This is a genomic window from Streptomyces sp. NPDC002566 (assembly GCF_042889585.1).
Classification (GTDB): domain Bacteria; phylum Actinomycetota; class Actinomycetes; order Streptomycetales; family Streptomycetaceae; genus Streptomyces.
The window spans coordinates 777,278-794,561 of record NZ_JBIARD010000002.1; the positions used below are offsets into that span (position 1 = coordinate 777,278).

The 17,284-nt window shown below is 74.3% G+C and carries 17 protein-coding genes; 12 read left to right on the plus strand and 5 right to left on the minus strand.

What is annotated here, in order from left to right; translation table 11 throughout:
- Positions 1–80 precede the first annotated feature (80 nt).
- Positions 81–746, minus strand: coding sequence for a response regulator (locus tag ACFYXA_RS10580; protein WP_389030658.1), 666 nt, complete (start codon positions 744–746; stop codon positions 81–83).
- Entirely contained in the window at positions 743–1,696 is a 954-nt protein-coding gene (locus ACFYXA_RS10585; RefSeq protein WP_389031681.1) for a HAMP domain-containing sensor histidine kinase, read from the minus strand. Before ACFYXA_RS10585 ends, ACFYXA_RS10580 begins: the two co-directional genes overlap by 4 nt.
- 312 nt (positions 1,697–2,008) lie before the next feature.
- Here ACFYXA_RS10585 and ACFYXA_RS10590 point away from each other — a divergent pair, with 312 nt between their 5' ends.
- The 4 genes from ACFYXA_RS10590 (at position 2,009) to ACFYXA_RS10605 (ending at position 4,189) form a co-directional block, all read left to right on the plus strand.
- Entirely contained in the window at positions 2,009–2,335 is a 327-nt protein-coding gene (locus ACFYXA_RS10590) for a TraR/DksA family transcriptional regulator (protein ID WP_389030661.1), read from the plus strand.
- 50 nt (positions 2,336–2,385) lie between these two features.
- Entirely contained in the window at positions 2,386–2,757 is a 372-nt protein-coding gene (locus ACFYXA_RS10595; protein WP_389030664.1) for a TraR/DksA family transcriptional regulator, read from the plus strand.
- The gene (locus ACFYXA_RS10600) at positions 2,754–3,581 is read left to right on the plus strand and encodes a hypothetical protein (RefSeq protein WP_352247039.1); all 828 of its coding nucleotides are present in this window, start codon (positions 2,754–2,756) and stop codon (positions 3,579–3,581) included. Before ACFYXA_RS10595 ends, ACFYXA_RS10600 begins: the two co-directional genes overlap by 4 nt.
- Positions 3,582–3,781: 200 nt before the next feature.
- Entirely contained in the window at positions 3,782–4,189 is a 408-nt protein-coding gene (locus ACFYXA_RS10605; RefSeq protein ID WP_389030668.1) for a VOC family protein, read from the plus strand.
- 11 nt (positions 4,190–4,200) lie between these two features.
- On the opposite strand, the gene ACFYXA_RS10610 is transcribed toward ACFYXA_RS10605, so the two are convergent.
- Both ACFYXA_RS10610 and ACFYXA_RS10615 read right to left on the minus strand, forming a co-directional pair.
- Positions 4,201–4,863, minus strand: a complete 663-nt coding sequence (locus tag ACFYXA_RS10610) for a phosphoribosyltransferase (protein WP_389030671.1) — start codon at positions 4,861–4,863, stop codon at positions 4,201–4,203.
- Positions 4,850–5,539: an alpha/beta family hydrolase gene (locus tag ACFYXA_RS10615; RefSeq protein WP_352247106.1), complete on the minus strand. Its 690-nt coding sequence runs from the start codon at positions 5,537–5,539 to the stop codon at positions 4,850–4,852. The genes ACFYXA_RS10610 and ACFYXA_RS10615 overlap by 14 nt, the downstream gene beginning before the upstream one ends.
- 73 nt (positions 5,540–5,612) lie before the next feature.
- Here ACFYXA_RS10615 and ACFYXA_RS10620 point away from each other — a divergent pair, with 73 nt between their 5' ends.
- The 3 genes from ACFYXA_RS10620 to ACFYXA_RS10630 all read left to right on the plus strand — a co-directional run bounded on the left by ACFYXA_RS10620 (position 5,613) and on the right by ACFYXA_RS10630 (position 7,868).
- Complete coding sequence (locus tag ACFYXA_RS10620) at positions 5,613–6,068, plus strand: archease (RefSeq protein ID WP_352247043.1); 456 nt, start codon at positions 5,613–5,615, stop codon at positions 6,066–6,068.
- 74 nt (positions 6,069–6,142) lie between these two features.
- Complete coding sequence (locus ACFYXA_RS10625; protein WP_389030677.1) at positions 6,143–7,288, plus strand: CapA family protein; 1,146 nt, start codon at positions 6,143–6,145, stop codon at positions 7,286–7,288.
- A 100-nt stretch (positions 7,289–7,388) separates the two neighbouring features.
- On the plus strand, positions 7,389–7,868 hold the full coding sequence (locus ACFYXA_RS10630) for an Lrp/AsnC family transcriptional regulator (RefSeq protein WP_130440345.1): 480 nt from the start codon (positions 7,389–7,391) through the stop codon (positions 7,866–7,868).
- 59 nt (positions 7,869–7,927) lie between these two features.
- Here ACFYXA_RS10630 and ACFYXA_RS10635 read toward each other — a convergent pair whose 3' ends face one another.
- Positions 7,928–8,743 (minus strand): LysR family substrate-binding domain-containing protein, encoded by an 816-nt coding sequence (locus ACFYXA_RS10635; protein WP_389030681.1) that lies wholly within the window; start codon positions 8,741–8,743, stop codon positions 7,928–7,930.
- Positions 8,744–8,801: 58 nt separating this feature from the next.
- Between ACFYXA_RS10635 and ACFYXA_RS10640 the strand changes: the two genes are divergently transcribed.
- From ACFYXA_RS10640 to ACFYXA_RS10660, 5 genes are all read left to right on the plus strand, one after another.
- The gene (locus ACFYXA_RS10640) at positions 8,802–9,200 is read left to right on the plus strand and encodes a DUF5997 family protein (protein ID WP_389030684.1); all 399 of its coding nucleotides are present in this window, start codon (positions 8,802–8,804) and stop codon (positions 9,198–9,200) included.
- A gap of 196 nt (positions 9,201–9,396) precedes the next feature.
- On the plus strand, positions 9,397–9,786 hold the full coding sequence (locus ACFYXA_RS10645; RefSeq protein ID WP_130440339.1) for a cold-shock protein: 390 nt from the start codon (positions 9,397–9,399) through the stop codon (positions 9,784–9,786).
- Between the two features lie 264 nt (positions 9,787–10,050).
- Positions 10,051–10,905 carry a DUF4132 domain-containing protein gene (locus tag ACFYXA_RS10650; protein ID WP_389030688.1) on the plus strand — a complete coding sequence of 285 codons (855 nt, stop codon included), beginning with the start codon at positions 10,051–10,053 and terminating at the stop codon, positions 10,903–10,905.
- Entirely contained in the window at positions 10,902–16,031 is a 5,130-nt protein-coding gene (locus ACFYXA_RS10655; protein WP_389030691.1) for a hypothetical protein, read from the plus strand. The genes ACFYXA_RS10650 and ACFYXA_RS10655 overlap by 4 nt, the downstream gene beginning before the upstream one ends.
- 52 nt (positions 16,032–16,083) lie before the next feature.
- Positions 16,084–17,283 (plus strand): AAA family ATPase, encoded by a 1,200-nt coding sequence (locus tag ACFYXA_RS10660; protein WP_389030694.1) that lies wholly within the window; start codon positions 16,084–16,086, stop codon positions 17,281–17,283.
- The last annotated feature ends 1 nt before the right edge of the window (position 17,284 follow it).

Below are 17,284 nucleotides of genomic sequence, written 5' to 3' on the forward strand. Positions count from 1 at the left end.
GTCTGTTGTCCTGGACGGACCGGGTGCTCAAGGCCCCGGCTGAGGAGCACGCGGCCGGATCCGCGAGGCGGCCGGCAGGCTCAGGCCTGAATGAGGCCGGCGCGGATCGCGTAGCGGGTGAGTTCCAGCCGGTCGCGCAGGCCCAGTTTGTGCAGCAGGTTCTCGCGGTGCCGGTGGACGGTCTTGATGCTGATGAAGAGCATCTCGGCGATCTCCTTGGAGGAGTGGCCCTCGGCCACGAGTTTGAGCACCTCCTCCTCGCGGGGGGTCAGCACCTGGTCGGAGGGCTCCTCGCCGTTACGGACCCGGTCGAGGTAGTTGCGGATGAGTGCGGTGACCGCGCCCGGATACAGGAACGGCTCGTCGCGCATGGCGGCGCGGCACGCCGCCACGAGGTCGCGGTCGGCCACGGACTTGAGCACATAGCCGCTGGCGCCGGCCTTCAGCGCCTGGAAGAAGTACTGCTCGTTGTCGTGCATCGTCAGCATCAGCACCCGCACGTCGGGCTTGAGCGCCAGGATCTCCCGGGTGGCCTGCAGGCCGGTCATTCGTGGCATGGCGATATCCATCACCACCAGGTCGACCTGCTGCGCGCGTGCTATCTCCATGGCCTCCGCGCCGTCCCCGGCCTCGGCGACGACCTCCAGGTCCGGCTCCCGGTCGAGGATGAGGCGCACCCCGCGGCGTACCAGCGCATGGTCGTCGGCGAGGAGGATACGGATCACGGATGTGTGGGGCGTGGTCATCGCTGCTTCCTGGGGAGGGGCACGGTCAGCCGGACCGTGGTGCCGGCCTGCGGCTGGGAGGTGACATCCAGGGCGGCCCCGATCAGCAGGGCCCGCTCGCGCATTCCGCGGATTCCCGCCCCTTCTCGGGCGACGCCGGTTCCGCGGCCGTCGTCGGAGACCGCCAGCACCACCGCTCCGTCGGTGCGGTGCAGGCTCACCTCGACCTGCCCGGCCTCGGCGTGGCGTGCCGCGTTGGTCAGGGCTTCCTGGGCGACGCGATACAGCACCAGTTCCGTCTGCTGGTCCAGCAGGGGCAGGTCGGTGTCGAAGCGGCGCACCACACGCAGCCCTACATGGGTGGCGAACTCACTGGTCAGCGAGGTGAGGGCGCTGACCAGTCCGAGGTCCTCGAGCACGCCGGGCCGCAGCCGACGTACGAGACGCCGTACCTCGTCCAGGCTCCCCCGGGTGATCTCCTGCACTTGCCGTAGTTCACCGCTCAGGGGCTCGTCCGCGTCGTCGGCGGCTCGCTCCAGCGCCAGCAGGATCGCCGTCATGCTCTGCCCCACCTCATCGTGCAGTTCCTGCGCGATACGGCGTCGTTCCGCTTCCTGCGCGAACAGGGCGCGGGCGCTGCTGGACGCCCGCTCGTGCTCAAGGCGCTCGAGCATGGCGTTGAAGGTGCGGATCAGTTCGGTGGTCTCTCCACGGCCCCCTTCCGGCAGCCGTTGCCCCGGGCGCAGCAGATCGACGGTGGTCATCAGCCGGGTGAGCCGGTCGAGCGGTGCCAGGCCGATCCGCAGCAGGGCCGCGTTGGCGACCAGCATGACGACCATGCCGGCCACGAGGACGACCGCCTCGGTCAGCACCACCGGTACCGACACGGTCACCGGAGCCCACAGCAGAAGCGCGGTGGCGCTTCCCAGCACCACCGCGTTGAGCGCGAAGATCCGCCAAAACAGCGACACCTGGATGACGCCTTTCTGCATGCGACACGACTGCCGTCTCTACTGTCGGTCACCGCGCGACCCGGGCGCGAACCGAGGGCACCGGCCCTGACCGGCCTGCCGTCCAGGCTGCCCGCTGCCGGTTCCAGCGGCCATGGGCACCGATGCCCATTTCCCGCACCTGGCCCGCCCACGCCGCGACGGGCCGACGGACACGCCGCGGATGGGTATCGCGCCCGATGTCCTTCACGCGGCGACGCGGCCACATTGGAGGCCCGGACCTCCGCCCCTGACACCTTGTCCGACGCCCACTGCTGGAAAGAAGGATCCGCCATGTCACTCGATACCACCCGGACCGAATCCCGTCGTGAGCGGCTGACGGCGCACGAGGCCCTCCAGCGCCTCGAACACGAACGCGCCTCCCGGCTCACCCAGCTGCAGGCCATCGGCCAGGCCGGGCCGGACGCGGAGGAACAGGTGATGTCCGCACAGAAGGCCACCGTCCGGCGGGTCCTCACCGAGATCGAGGCGGCCTTCCAGCGCGTCCAGGACGGCAGTTACGGCACGTGCCGCACCTGCGCCAAGCCCATCCCCGTCGAGCGCCTGGAGATCCTGCCCTACACACCGTTCTGCGTCCCCTGCCAGCGCAACACCGCCTGACAGCCGACCGTCCGCCCTCCCCTCTCCCGCCCTGCCCAAGGGGTGAACCGGTGAACCACCAGATCATCGACGACCGCGACACCACGCTCTCGATCGAGGACGTCGCCGCACTGCGCGCGAACCTGCACGAACAACGTCTGTTCCGCCAGGAGCAGTTGCAACAGCTCTCGGCCCCCGCCACGACCCGCGCCGACGCGCGTCCCGAACGGCAGGCCGCATCCCAGATCGAGGTCCGCGTCCAACTCGCCGCCTACGCCCGCATGGTGCTGGCTGACGTCGAGGCCGCCCTCACACGTATGGGCCAGGGCCACTACGGCACCTGCGGTCTCTGCCGCGGGTCCATCGCCCGCGAGCGGCTGATGATCGTGCCGCAGGCCCGCTACTGCGCCCGATGCCAGCAGGTCAGGGAGGCCGGCCGATGACCACCGCACCCGGTCACCGCCCTCACGCGGCCCGGCACCGGCCGTGGCCCTGGTGCCGGGAGTGCACCGGCATCGCCCTCGACCTGGGGGGCGCCCGCACCCGCGCCTGGCTGTCCGGACGGCGACGGATCCTCGACGTGCCCACGGTGGCCTTCTCGGGCGATGGCGCCACCTGCCCTGTCCAGCGCGGCGCCATCGTCGACACCCCCGCGGCCGCCCGCATGCTCGACCGGCTGCTCGGCCACCGCCTGCCCCGCTTCGGCCACCCTCTGCTCATCCTGACCACGCCCGTCCTGGGCGGCATCACCTTCCGGGCCCGGGCCCGCACCGCGGTCGAGGTTCTGCGCCCGCGCACCGTCCTGACCGTCCCCACCGCGCGCGCCGTGGCCATGGCCGCGGACGACGACCTGTCCCGCCCCCTGCTCGTCGTGGACGTCGGCGCCCACCTCACCGAGGTCACACTCCTCACGGACGGTGCGGTGACCGACGCCCGCCACACCGCCCTGGGCACCGGCGACCTGGACGGCCTCACCCCGCCTGCCCGCATCACCGACGCGGTCGTCGCGATGGTGAGGGCCGTGCTGGACGAGGATCACACCTCCCAGGCGCTCGACGCTCTCCAGCGGGGTGTGCTCCTCGCCGGCGGGGGCGCGCTGCGGCCGGACGTGATCGGCCCCCTCACCCACCGGCTCGGCACTCCCGTCCAGCCCGTCCCGGCCCCGCACACCGCGGCGGTACGCGGCGCCGCAAGGCTCCTGCAGGCCGCCCACGCCCATCCCTCCACCACCGCGCCCCATGACACACCGCCGACGCGCTCCGCATGACGCGTCACCGGCAAGTCCATGCACCGTCCAGTACGGCCACCGCACCGCCCTGGCCCACGAAGGCGACGTCACCGCCACCGCCGTCCCTCCGGCACCGACCGCGTGACCCGCCCTGGCGGGCGGCGCGACGAGGGGTGAGTGTCAGAGGCTCGCGCTAGTCTGCGCGCATCGACCGTTTCGCCCGTTTCAGGAGGTTTCTCATGGGTTCACGACTCAACCCGTACCTCAGCTTCGCCGGTGACGCCCGCCAGGCCATGGAGTTCTACCAGGAGGTCTTCGGCGGAACGCTGACCGTGAACACCTTCGGGGAGTTCGGCAAGCCGGACGCCCCCGAGGCCGACAAGGTCATGCACGGCATGCTGGAGACGGGGAGCGGCTTCACCCTGATGGGCGCGGACACCCCGCCCGGGATGGAGCACGTGCCGGGCAACAACTTCTCGGTGAGCCTGAGCGGCGACGACGAGGCCGAGCTGCGCGGCTACTGGGAGAAGCTGTCCGCGGACGGCTCGGTGGCCGTCCCGCTGGAGAGGCAGATGTGGGGCGACGTCTTCGGCATGTGCACGGACCGCTTCGGCATCCCGTGGATGGTCAACATCACCGGAACCTGACCCCGCGCGGCTCAGGCCCGGCCGGGATGCCGTCCGCCGGCCGTGCGCAGGGCGTCCAGCACGTCGTCGTCCGAGAGCTGCTCGAAGTCCTCGTACCAGAGTCCGACGGCCATGAAGGTCACCGGCTGGTACGGGCAGACCACGTCGTCGGCCTCGGGCCGCAGGAGGGTCACCGCCTCCGGTGAGCCGACCGGCACGGCCAGCACGGTCCGCCGGGGCGCCAGCCTCCGTACGGCGCGCAGCGCGGCGCGGGCCGTGCCGCCGGTCGCCAGTCCGTCGTCGACGACGATCGCGGTCCGTCCCCGCAGGTCGGGGGCGGGGCGGCCCTGCCGGTAGAGCCGTTCGCGGCGCTGGAGCTCCCGGCGTTCACGCTCGACGACCGGGGCGAGCCGGCTCTCGGTGAGGCCGAGCCGTTCGAGGGCCGCCTCATCGTAGAGCACGTCCCCGCCGGCGATCGCGCCGACGCCGTACTCCTCCTGGTGCGGCGCGCCGATCTTGCGGACGACGAGCACGTCGAGCGGGGCGTCGAGCGCCCGGGCGACCTCCACGGCCACGGCGACACCCCCGCGCGGCAGGGCGAGGACGACGGGATCGGGCAGGGCGCCCTGCTCCCGCATCGCCGAGAGCAACTCGGCCAGGGCGCGTCCGGCCTCGGCCCGGTCATGGAACCGCATGACGGCCTCGTTCCCCGCGAAGCGCCCTCAGGCAGTCGTCGCACCACTCCTTCGTCGCCGCCGCGACCTCCTCCAGCGCGCCGGGCTCCTCGAACAGATGGGTGGCGTCCGGCACGACGCGCAGGGCGTGCGGGGCGCGCAGCCGCCGGGCCGCCTGCTCGTTGAGCCGGAGCACCTGCGGGTCCCGGCCGCCCACGACGAGGAGCACCGGCGCCCGTACGCGGCTCAGGGCGGCTTGGGCGAGGTCGGGCCGTCCGCCGCGGGACACCACGGTCAGGACGCGGTCGGGGCGTTCGGCTGCGGCCACGAGAGCCGCCGCGGCCCCGGTGCTGGCGCCGAACAGGACGAGTGGAAGCCCGCTGAGGTCGGGTTCCGCCGTCAGCCAGTCGACGACGGCGGTCACACGCCGGCCCAGCAGCTCGATGTCGAAGCGGTGTGCGCCCGTCGCCAGGTCCTCGCGGCCCTCGCTGTCGGTGAGCAGGTCGACCAGCACGGTGCCCAGTCGGGCGGTGCGCAGTTCAGCGGCGACCATGCGGTTGCGGGGGCTGTGGCGGGAGCTGCCGCTGCCGTGGGCGAAGAGCACCAGCGCGCGGGCCCGCGTCGGCGCCTCCAGTTCACCGGTGAGCGCGCCGCCCGCGACAGGCACCCGGATGAGTTCGGAGATCGTCGCCCTCACCTCCTTCCTCGGATGATCCACCGGGTCCCGGGTACCCGCATCGGCGAAGCGCCCTCTCCCCGAGGTGGTGGTCATGGTCGGCGACGCCGATGACGACAGGCAGGCACGGCGGTTCGGTTCGAGCGGCCACCGGGCGGTGCAGCACGAGGAGGACGTCCGCATCGATGCTTGGGGCACGAGCCGTGAGCGCTGCCTGGTGGAGGCGGCGCTGGGGATGGTGGAGTGCTTCGCCGACATCACGGCGGTGCGGCCCACGGCCGTCGAGCGGTTCCAGCTGGCCGAGTGCAGCGACGACGACCTGCTGAGCGCGCTGCTCGACGAGGTGGCCCACCGGCTGGAGGCGTGCGGGCAGGTGCCGGTCGACGTGGAGGCGGAGACCACCGACGACGGGATGGACGTGAGGCTGGCGTTGGTGGCGCTCGCGGACGTGGAGGCCGTCGGCCCCGTGCCGAGCTGTCTCGGATGGCACGAGCTGCGCATCGGCCCGGACCCGTACGGCTGGTCGTGCGCGGTGACCGTCGAGGTGTGACGGCCCACGTCGGAGGCTTGTGCGTCGTCCCGGGCGGCCGGGCGGGGCGGGTGGGCGCGGGTTACCTTGGGGGCATGGGCGGCGGCGTGGTGACGCTGTTTCTGTGCGGTGACGTGATGCTGGGACGCGGCGTCGACCAGATTCTGGCGCACCCCGGCAGTCCCGTGCTCCGCGAGGACTACGTGCGGGACGCCCGGTCCTACGTCCGGCTTGCGGAGGCCGTCAACGGGCCCGTCCCCGCCCCCGTCGACCCCGCGTGGCCGTGGGGTGAGGCGCTCGGGTGGCTGGCGGAACGGCACCCGGACGTGCGCGTCCTGAACCTGGAGACGTCCGTCACGCGCGGCAGCGCCTTCGCGCTCGACAAGGCGGTCCACTACCGGATGCACCCGGCCAACCTTCCCGCCCTCGCCGTGGCCCGCCCCGACGTGTGCGTACTGGCCAACAACCATGTCCTCGACTTCGGCCGCCCGGGCCTCGAGGAGACGCTCGTCTCCCTGCGCGGCGCCGGTCTGCGCACGGCGGGCGCGGGACGGAACCCGGCGGAGGCGTACGCGCCGGCGGTGGTGACCCTTCCGGACGGCGGACGGGTGCTGGTGTTCGCCCTCGCGGCGCCCTCCGCCGGAGTGCCGCCCTCGTGGGCCGCCACACCGGGCACGTCCGGAGTGGCCTACGTCCCCGAGCTCTCGGCCGGCACGGCCGCCGCGGTGGTGCGTCATGTGGGGCGGGCCAAGCGTCCGGGCGACCTCGCGGTCGTGTCCGTGCACTGGGGCTCGAACTGGGGGTACCGCGTCGCCCGCGAGCAGGTCCGCTTCGCCCGCCTGCTGGTCGACGGGGGCGTCGACGTGGTCCACGGCCACTCCGCGCACCACCCGCGCCGCCCGGAGGTCTACCGCGGCCGGCTCGTCCTCCACGGCTGCGGGGACTTCATCGACGACTACGAGGGCATCGCCGGCTACGAGGAGTACCGCGCCGACCTGCGGATCGCCTACCTCGTCACCCTGGAGGCCGGTGCCGGCGCGGCCGACCCGGGGCGGCTGACGGAGATGCGGATGCTGCCCCTGCGGGCCCGGCGGATGCGGCTGGAGCACGCGCCACCGGAGGACCGCGTCTGGCTGCGGGACGTCCTCGGCCGGATCAGCGACGGGGCGCGCGTCACCGCCGACGCCGACGGCACGCTCGTCCTGGCGCCCTCCGCCGTCGCACCCGGCGTGAGGCCATGAGCAGACGGCTCGCGAAGTCCCTGCCCAGCGGGCCATTGGTACAGTCGGCGGGGGTTCCGCGAGCGCGGCGGAACACCGACGCACGAGGAGGTCCGGCGCCATGGCCGTGGACGAGCTGGACACCCGCATCCTGCGACTGCTGTTGGAACAGCCTCGGACCAGCGTGCGGGAGTACGCGCGCGTGCTCGGCGTCGCGCGCGGCACGCTGCAGGCCCGCCTGGACCGGCTGGAGCGGGACGGCGTGATCACCGGAACGGGGCCCTCCCTCTCCCCCGCCGCACTCGGCCACCCGGTGCTGGCGTTCGTGCACATCGAGGTCACCCAGGGCCACCTCGACGACGTGGGCGACGCGCTGGCCGCCGTGCCGGAGATCGTCGAGGCGTTCTCGATCACCGGGGGCGGCGATCTCCTCACCCGGGTCGTGGCGCGTGACAACGCCCACCTGGAGGACGTCATCCAGAAGCTGATCAGTCTCCCCGGCGTGGTCCGCACCCGCACCGAGGTGGCGCTGCGCGAGCGCGTGCCGTACCGGCTGCTGCCGCTGGTGGAGTCGATCGGACGGTCCGCGCCGGGGCGTTGACCTGGCACGACACCCCGCGCGAGCGCGACGGGACGTTCGAGGCGCGCCCTGGACGCGCCCTAGGACCGGCGGCGCGGCTTGCCCGTGCTCCGCTTGGCGCCGCCGGACCTGGAGCCGCCGCCCTTGGCTCCCGTGCCCTTGGCGGCGCCGCTCCTCGCACCGCCGGTGCGGCCCTTCGCGGTGTTGCCGCCGCCGGTCGTCCTGCCCGCCGCCTGCTTGCGCGGCTCGCGCTTGTCGGCGGCCTTCGGCTGGGTCTGCTGCGGGGCACGTCCGCGCGTGCTGTTGACGGTGCGGCCGCGGACGATCCCGATGAAGTCCTCCACCAGGTCGGTCGTCGCGTCCTCCGGCCAGGACAGAGCGACGTCCGACCGGGGCGCGTCCACGAGCGTCCGGTAGGTCAGGTCACGGCGGTGGTGGAGCCGGGCCAGCGACTGCGGCACGGCCAGGACGCCGATGTTCGCGGCGACCAGTTCGACGGCGTCGGCCGTGGTCGCGGGGCGCTCGAAGGCGGCCTCGCCCGGCGGCCGGTCCCAGCCGAGGACGTCGTCCAGGGGGTGGAGGACCACCTCGTCGGCGAGGTCGGCGAGGGTCACCTCGTCCGCCGCCGTGAGCAGGTGGTCCTTGGGGAGCACGACGACGGTGGTCTCGGTGTAGAGGGGGATCGCGCTGAACACCGTCCGGTCGACCGGGAGCCGTACGAGGCCCGCGTCGGCGCTGCCGTCGCGCAGGGTGTCGAAGGCCTCGGCGGGCGTCACCTGGACGAGCGTGAGGGGGACGCCCGGGTGGCGTTCCTCCCAGGTCCGCACCCACTTGGCGGGTGTCACTCCGGGGACGTACGCGAGCCGGAACGAGGGGGAATCCGCCGAGTCGGTCATCCCGCCAGGTTACCGGCCCCGGTCAGGGGCTCCCCCGGCGGCCGATAGGCTGGGCGGCATGAAGTCGCAGCAGAGCACCCAGACGATGAAGCCCGCGACCGCGGCGAAGAAGCTGGGTGTGTACCTCCCCGCCACCCCCGCCGAGTTCCAGGAGGGTGTCGTCTCGCGCGCCGAGCTGAACGAGCTCCAGGCGAACCCGCCCGCATGGCTGCGCGCGCTCCGGGAGAGCGGCCCGCACCCCCGTCCCGTCGTCGCGGCGAAGCTGGGCGTGTCCATCGCGGGACTGGCCCGCGGTGGCGTCACCGAGGCGCTGACCACCGAGCAGATCGACGCCCTGAAGGACGAGCGGCCCGACTGGCTGGAGAAGGAGCGCGCGACCCAGGCCGAGGTCCGCAAGGAGACGGCGCGCCTGAAGAAGCGCGCCGCGGAGAAGGCCGAGCAGGCGCAGCAGTCGTAGCACGCGCGGGGGTTGCGCATGGGGGCGTGGCGGGTCCCCGCGACCCGTCCCCGCCGCCCGCCGGGTGTGCGGCGCCGGGCCGTCCGCCGCGCTGTACCGTGCACAGTGAGCCCGCGGGAGTCACTCGCGGGCCGTCGGGCGGGCTCCGCCTCGGGCGGGTCCCCGGCGTGGTGTTTCGAGGTTGCTGGGGGTTGGGATGGTTGCTGGTCGTGTGGTGCGCTTCGACAGCCAGCGCGGTTACGGGTTCATCGCGCCCGACGACGGTGGCGAGGACGTCTTCCTGCATGTGAACGACATGCTGATGCCCGAGTCGCAGGTGCGGCGGGGCGTGGTGGTGGAGTTCGAGATCGAGGACGGCGAGCGCGGGCCGAAGGCGTCCGGGGTGCGGCTCGCGCGAGGCGAGGACGGCAAGCCGCTGGCGGCCGACGACGACGTCCTGTGCGATGTGCTCAGCACGGAGGAGTTCACCCGGGACGTCACCGAGACGCTGCTGACGGCGGCGCCCTCGCTGACCGCGGAGCAGATCCTCCAGGTCCGCGGCGCGCTGGCGCAGTTCGCGAAGAACCACGGCTGGGTCGAGGGCTGACCGGGCGCCGACGCGGGGCCCGTGCGCCCCGCGTCCGGCGTGGCCCACGGCCGTCGGCGTGTCGCGGCTCCGCCTGACCTTCCGGCGATGACCGGAACCCGTCCTGCCGCAGACGTCCCCCTCTGCCGGTGGACACTCGCGGCAGGTCGCCGGCCTGCGCTTTCCACCTCCCCCACGGCCGGGCGGCCGCTTGCCCGGACCCCGTTGTCAGTGGCCTGATCTACAGTTCCCGACACTTGATCACTGCGGGTGCGGGAGGCACGCATGGGGTGGGTGTCGGCAGGCGACTACGAGGTCGCCCTCGACGACGGCGAGGTGGTGTGCCGCAACGCGGCCGGGCGGCGGTTGAAGTCCGTGCCGTCCAAGATCGCCGACGATCCGGCCGTGGTGGGACTGCGTCAGCTCGTCGAGTGGCTGGAGCGGCACGAGCAGCGGTGCCTGAGCGACGTCGAGCGGTGGATGGTGCGTTCGCTGCCGGTGCCGTTCGCCGTCCTCGCCCGGGTGTGGCCCGACCCGGCCTGGCAGTCCGCGCTGCGCGACCTCGTCGTCACCGGGGACGACGGCGAGGTGGCCGGTTTCCTGCGGGACGCCGACCTCGAGCGCGGTCTCGGTCTGGTCGACCTCGACGGCGACACCGTACGCATCACCCCCGAGCTGGTCCGGCTGCCGCACCCCGTGCTCCTCGAAGACCTGGAGGAGTTGCGGGAGTTCGCCGTCGAACTCGGTGTCGAGCAGCGTGCCCGGCAGCTCTTCCGTGAGGTCTGGCGCCGGCCCGCCGGGCTCGACGCCGAGGCCTCCTCGGTCGAGGAGTACGCGGGCGGCGTCTTCAAGCAGCTGCGTTTCCTGCACGGCCGGGCCGCCCAGCTCGGCTACCGCGTCCGGGGCGGTCACGCCGTCTGCTCCGTCCTGGAGGACGGCCGCGGCGTCGAGGCCCGGGTGTGGGTCGGCGACTACGACGGCTACGAGGAGACGGAGACCGGCCCGCTGGTCTTCACCGACCCCGCCGGCAAGGCGCTGAAGCTGGGTCAGGTCGGGCCGGTGGCCTGGTCGGAGGGCATGCGCATGGCGGCCGCGCTGTACGCCGGGCGCGACATCGAGGACGAGGAGCGGGCGGCATGACGACCTACGACGAGACCACGGCGGCCGCACTGCTCGACGCCGGCGCGGTACTGCCGCCCGGCTCCACCGACCGGGCCGACGCCGACGTCCTCACCGTCCGCACGTACACCCATGCGGCGCTGGCCGGCCGCAGCGTCGTGCGGCTCGTGCCGGGCACCCTCGGGGAGGCCGAGGACCTCGCACTGGACTTCCTCGGCCTTGTCCGGGAACCGGAGGCGCCCGAGATCGGCCAGGTCCGCAAGGAGACGCTCGGCTTCCCCGCGTGGGCGCTGGTCAACGACCCGGCCAACGGCCACCACGCGCTGGCGCTGGTCAAGGACGTCGAGCGGCTCGCCCGGCAGGCCAAGTCCCGCCCCGGCTCCGCCAAGGACGGCTTCGAGGCGCTCGGCGAGCGACTCGGGCGGGCCGTGCCGCACTTCCTGCCGACCTTCTACGAACAGGCCGCCCGGGTCTTCCTCCAGCACGAGAACACCGCCTACGCCGCCGCCTTCTTCGGCAAGGCCCGCGAGGCCGAGCGGGTGCACGCGCTGGCCGTGGACGAGGAGCGGCAGCGGGCGGTGTTCCTGGAGTTCGCCTTCGCCGGCGCGCTGACCGTCAAGGCGCTCAAGGAGCACGTGAAAGCGCTGGGGGCGCGGCTCAGCCCGGCCGAGGCGTGGGCGCAGTTCCGGCAGTTGGCGGTGGAGCGCTGCGCGGCCGGCATGCCGCCGTACGCGTCGCTGCCGCAGGACGCGCGCGGGCTGATCAAGGCCGCCGGCCTCGACCGGGCGGCCGAGGAGTGCGCCCTGGTCGCCGACCTGATCGCCTCGCCTGCGGCGGTCCGGGCACCCGCCTCCTTCTGGAACGCCTACCGGACGACCCTGAAAGCCCTGGCCGAGGAGCAGCCGGCGGTGAGGCGCCGACTGCTGGAGATCATGCCCGCGGGCCTGGGCCGTTCCGTCGCGGACGACGAGTCGTGGCTGGCGCTGCTCTCGGAGACCGGCGCGGATCTGCTGCTGACCGGTGCGGCGGACGGCCCGGACGCGGCGAGCGCGACGGCGGACGACCCGGACGCGGCCCGCGCGGCCGGCGCGGTGGCGGACGACGTGGACGCGGCGGACTGGCTCAGCCGCTGGTCGCTGCACCGCAAGCACGGCGCCGCGTTCAGCAGCCGCTCGCCGGCCACACTCGCGCTGGTGGAGCGGATGGCGCCGCGACTGCGCGCTCAGGGCCGCCCGGTGGACCTGTTCACCAGCCGCTGGCACGCGGGCGCCGATCTCGACCTGTTCGACCTGTGCGCGGCGCGGGACGTGCCGTTGACGCCGCCCGACGCCGGCCGTGACGTGTTCCTGCCGCTGGGGCCGTGGCTGAAGGAGACCCGGCCCGGACAGCGTGATCTGACCGCCCTCGCGGCGGACCCGCGCCACCGGCGTCTGCTGTACCGCTCGGTGGCCATGCTGAGCCGTCAACGCCCCGACGACCAGTTGGTGGAGGGGCTGGCCGGGCACCCGGTGCTCGCCGACGTGCTGCGGGAGTGGCTGGACGACTCGGCCGAGGCGCTGACGGCCGCGCGCGGCCTGCCCGCCGCGCGGGAGGCGCTGGACCGGCTGCGTCCGTTCCGCGCGGTCGCCGCCCGGGTCGCTCCGGCCGCCGTCGCCAGGGCCGCCGCCCACGAGACCGGGCCGCTGCTCGGCCGTACGCTGCGCGCCGGCATCCCGGACGAGCTGGGCTGGCCCGCGCTCGACGAGGCTCTGGAGCGGCTCGACGCCCGGACCCGGAGCGACCGCGAGGACGTCCTGCGCGTCGAGGAGGCCTGGCCCGCCCTGATCCTCTCGCGCCGGCACCTGGCGATGGTCGTCGGCCCGCAGGGGATCTGGCTGGAGCACGAGCTGCGGCTGCCCGTCGAGCTGGACCGCTGGCAGCGTCCGACGTTCCGCTACACGGACGGCGAGCTGCTGGTGATGTGGTGGCAGGACAACAAGCAGCGCGGCTACTGGTCGGCCCGGCCGCACGAGGTGTTCACCGTCGGCGGCGAGCAGGCCGCGCGATGGCTCGCGAGCGGGGACGCGGGCGAGCCCTCCCTGCCGCTGCCCGGCGGCGGTCGGGCCACCGGCGGGCGGACGCTGCACGCCGGCGACACGGTGGTGCCCGCCTCGCGCCCGATCCTCGGCGACGGCACCTCGTACTGGCGCCAGGGCCGGCAAGGGCGGCACCACGTCTGGCTGGAGTACGACCCGGCCACCGGCACGCACGGGCGTGCCTCGCTGCCCGCGTTCCTGCGGACCGGAATCCTGGAGGGCGCGAGCCTGCGGCAGCGGCACTGCGCGGTTCTGCCCCTCCAACCGGGCCTGGAGCAGAGCCCGTTCGGCACGGACGGCACGGTGCTCGGCCGCTGGGTGCGCACGGAGGGCGAGGGCGCCGAGGTCCGCACGGTCGCCGGGACGCCGGACGGGCGCACGGTCGCCCTGCCGGCGGCGCAGGAGCGCGGACAGGGCGTTCCGGTGGGCGCGCTGCGGCTGCCCGGGGGCGCCGAGCCCGTCGTCGTCGCCCTGCACCGGCAGATCGCCCTGTACGCCGGGGACGACACGTCCGCCGCCGGGGAGCTGGGGCGGCTTGCGCCGCTGGAGCGCGGTGGGGAGTTCGCCGCCGGCACCCGGCTCGTCCCGCCGGTCGACTTCTGGCACGCGCTGCGGCCACGGGACGAGCGGGCGTCGGCCCTGCTGCGCTCGCTGAGCGACGCCCGCGCCGCCGAACTGCTGAGCGCGGGGGCCGAGGCACTCGCGGAGCGCACGGCGCTGCTGAAGCGTGCGGCCCTGGCGGGGGCGAACGGCGCGACCACGGAAGGGACTTCCGCCGGTACGGCTCCGTCCTCCGGTGCCGTCGCCACCGCGGGCGGCGCCACCGTCGCACCTTCCGTCGAGGAGGTCCTGCGGGACGTCGTCTCCCGCTGTCTGCCCGACCTCGCCGAACCGCGCGTGCTGACCGGTGTCGCCTCGCTCGTGCGGGCGGTGCTGCGCCTGGCGGAGTCGACCGCTTCCTTCGTCGCACCCCCGGAGCGGCGTCCGCAGACGGACCGGCGGCGCACCGAGGGGATGTTCGCCGACCTCAGTCCCGAGCACGGCGACGACCAGACGCTGCGCGAGGCCGTCGCCGGCCTCGCCGACCAGCACGGCTGGTGGAACGGCAGGGCCAGTTGGACCGCGTTGCGGCAGATCCGCGCGGTGAACCATGTGCTGTCCGGGAAGCCCGCCGACGGCAAGCCGCTGCCCCGGCGCTCCGCGCTCGGCGCCGGCTGCGACGGGTGGCGCAGCGACGAGTTCACCGTCCCCGGCATCGGCCTGGTCTGGCCGTCCGTGCTGGGCGCGCTGCGCCCGCTCGCCTACCGCGCCGCGTCCCCGGCCCTCACCGAGGCGCACCGGGAGGCGCTGCTCCTGCTGTTCGAGGCGGTCGTGGACGGTCCGCTGGCGGCTTCGGGGGGCGGCGCGCTGCGCGAGGTCGTGCTGAGCGAGCCGCACGACAAGCAGGAGCGTGTCGGCCAGGTGCTGCGCCGTGAGGGCCGGACCGTCGTGATCCTGGGCTGCCAGAGCGTGGACCACGGGAGCGGGACGGTGAACTGGCTGGCCCTGGACCACGATCCGGCCGGTGCGTTCGGTGCGGTCGCGCACTTCGTCCTCACCAAGGAGACCGCGCGCCCGCCGCTGTTCGACGCCGAGGCGCTCGCCACGGTGACACGGCTGATCCGGGACAAGGGCGCCGCGCCCTGGCAGCCGGAGGCTCCGGCGGCCCTGGCGGATGCGACGCGGGGCGGGCTGGGTCCCGTGCAGGCCGCGTTGCTGCTCGTGGGGAAGCCCCCCGAGATCTCCACCGAGACGCTCACGGCGATCGGCCTGAAGCCGCGTCAGAGGACCTTCGGCGAGAGCCTGTTGGGCTCACTCGGGTCCGGTGACTGGGCGGCGCTGATCGGGGCGCTGCTGCCCGCGAGCCCCGGCGACCTGTGGGCCGCCGGTCCGGACACGGCGGCCGCGGGCCGGGTGTGGCAGGAGCGGCTCGGCGGGTTCGTGCGGCTGCCCGAGGACCTCGCGGCCGACCTCGACCTCACCGGCGTGCCGGCGGGGTCCGCCGAGGCCGTGCTCAATCCGGCGCGGACCCCCTGGATCAGCCGTACCACGGTGCAGCGCCCCGACAAGGGCGGCGAGCTCGTCCCCGACGACGCGGAGGCGCTGCCCGGGCGGTATCAGCTCACGCAGGCGGTGAGCGCGCTGGCCGGGCTCGCCTACGCGCTGCCGTACGGGCACCCGCTGCGCGCCGCGCTGCCCGAGGGCCTGGCCGCGCTGCGCCGCCGCGTCGCGGACCCGGGACTGCTGCTCGACCTCGACGTCTCCTGGGCGGAGAAGGGCGGTTCGACGGCGGTCGGGCTGCGCAAGGCGTACAGGCTGAGCGACGGCGGCGGTTCCGGCGCCGACGGTCTGACCCCGCTGGGCGAGGCGCTGGTCCTGCGTCCGTGGTACGGCGAGCAGGAAGCGGTCCTGGTCCGCCCGGCCGCGCTGTCCGGGCCGACGGACCCGGTGTTCGGGCTGGTGGAGGGGCTGGTCGGGCCCGGGCGTGGCATGGGCCTGCGGGCTCTGCGCACGATCCTCGACGACGAGCTGGCCCGCGCGTGCGCGGCCGGAACCGGTGGCGGGGAGTTCGCCGGGCACGCCCATGACCCGACCGTCAGCGTGCCCGGGCTGGTGACTGAGGTCGCCGAGGCGCACCGACTCGGCGAGGACGCGGCGGCGCTCTACCTCCAGCTGCTGGCCCTGCCGGATCCGACGGACCGCAACTGCGCCCGCTGGACAGGCTGGAAGCCCGCGCGGCTGAAGAAGGCCCGGGCCGAGCTCGCCGCCACCGGCCTGGTCGTGGAGGCCAGGCGGCCGCGTGCCGGGCGCACTCTTTTCCTGCCCTGCGGCTGGCGCGATCTGAAGGCTCCCGCGCTGCCGGTGGAGATCTGGAAGGAAGGCCTCTACCCGGTCTTCGGCCCGGCGCGCGCCGTCCCGCTGCTGCCGGTGCCGGAGCTGTTCGAGCGGGCGTGGGCCCGCGTCCGGTCCGGGGACGCCCCGGCGTACGAGGAGCTCACCACCCGCGCCACCCGCAAGGGCCGACGCCGATGACGTCCGTCCCCCGCACCCGTCCCGCCCGCCCTACCCGGAAGAACCCGCGCCGATGACCACTGTCCCCGCCTCCCTGTCCGACCCGGGCTCCGCCTCCGAGTCGGCGTCCGCCCGCCAGATCGTGCCGCCCGAGGAGCGGTACGCCGACGAGCTGGCCTTCCTCGCCGCGTACGACGACGGACCGCGTCCGCCGGCCTGGCGGCTGACCCCGCGCGCGGTGGTCACATTCGTCATGGGCAGCGACGGCCGGGCCCTGAAGCTGCCCGACGGCGCGCACGCTCCCGAGGGGGTGCCGCGCCGCCTCGTGGTCGAGGGCAAGTTCGTCGGTGACCGGGCACTGGTCGAGCGGTGTGTGGTGACTCTGGCGGGCGAGCGGGGCCTGCTGCTCGTCGGCGAGCCCGGCACCGCGAAGTCGATGCTGTCGGAGTTGCTGTCGGCCGCGGTCTGCGGCACCAGCGGCCTGGTCGTGCAGGGCACCGCCGGCACCACGGAGGACCAGCTCAAGTACGGCTGGAACTACGCCCTGTTGCTCGCGCAGGGCCCCAGCCGTCAGGCGCTGGTGCCCTCGCCGGTCTTGACCGCGATGCGGCGGGGCGGCATCGCCCGGGTGGAGGAGGTGACGCGCTGTCTGCCCGAGGTGCAGGACTCCCTGGTGTCGCTGCTCTCCGAGCGGCGCATCGCCGTTCCCGAACTGTCCGGCACGGACGACGCGTTGGCGCACGCGGCTCCGGGCTTCAATCTCATCGCCACCGCCAACCTGCGGGACAAGGGCGTCTCCGAGATGTCCGCGGCCCTCAAGCGGCGGTTCAACTTCGAGACGGTGGGCCCGATCTCGGACCTCGACTCGGAGACGGCGCTGGTGCGCGGTCAGGCGCGGGCCTCGGTGGAGCGGGCCGGGGCGCCCTTCCAGGTCGACGACGCCGTCCTGGAGGCCCTCGTCACCGCCTTCCGGGACCTGCGCGAGGGCCGGTCCGCGGAGGGGTGGGAGGTGGAACGGCCGTCGACGGTGATGAGCACCGCCGAGGCCGTGTCCGTCGCGGGCGCGCTGGCGCTGGCCGCGGCGTACTTCCCCGGCGACCGTGACGTGCTCGGCCTGCTGCCCGGGCATCTGCTCGGCGTGGTCCGCAAGGACGACCCCGCCGACGCGGCGCGGCTGCGCGGCTACTGGGACGGCCCGGTCCGCCGGCGCGCCGAGCAGGGATCCGCCACCTGGCGCACCCTGTGGGACCTGCGCACGGTCCTGGAGGGCTGAC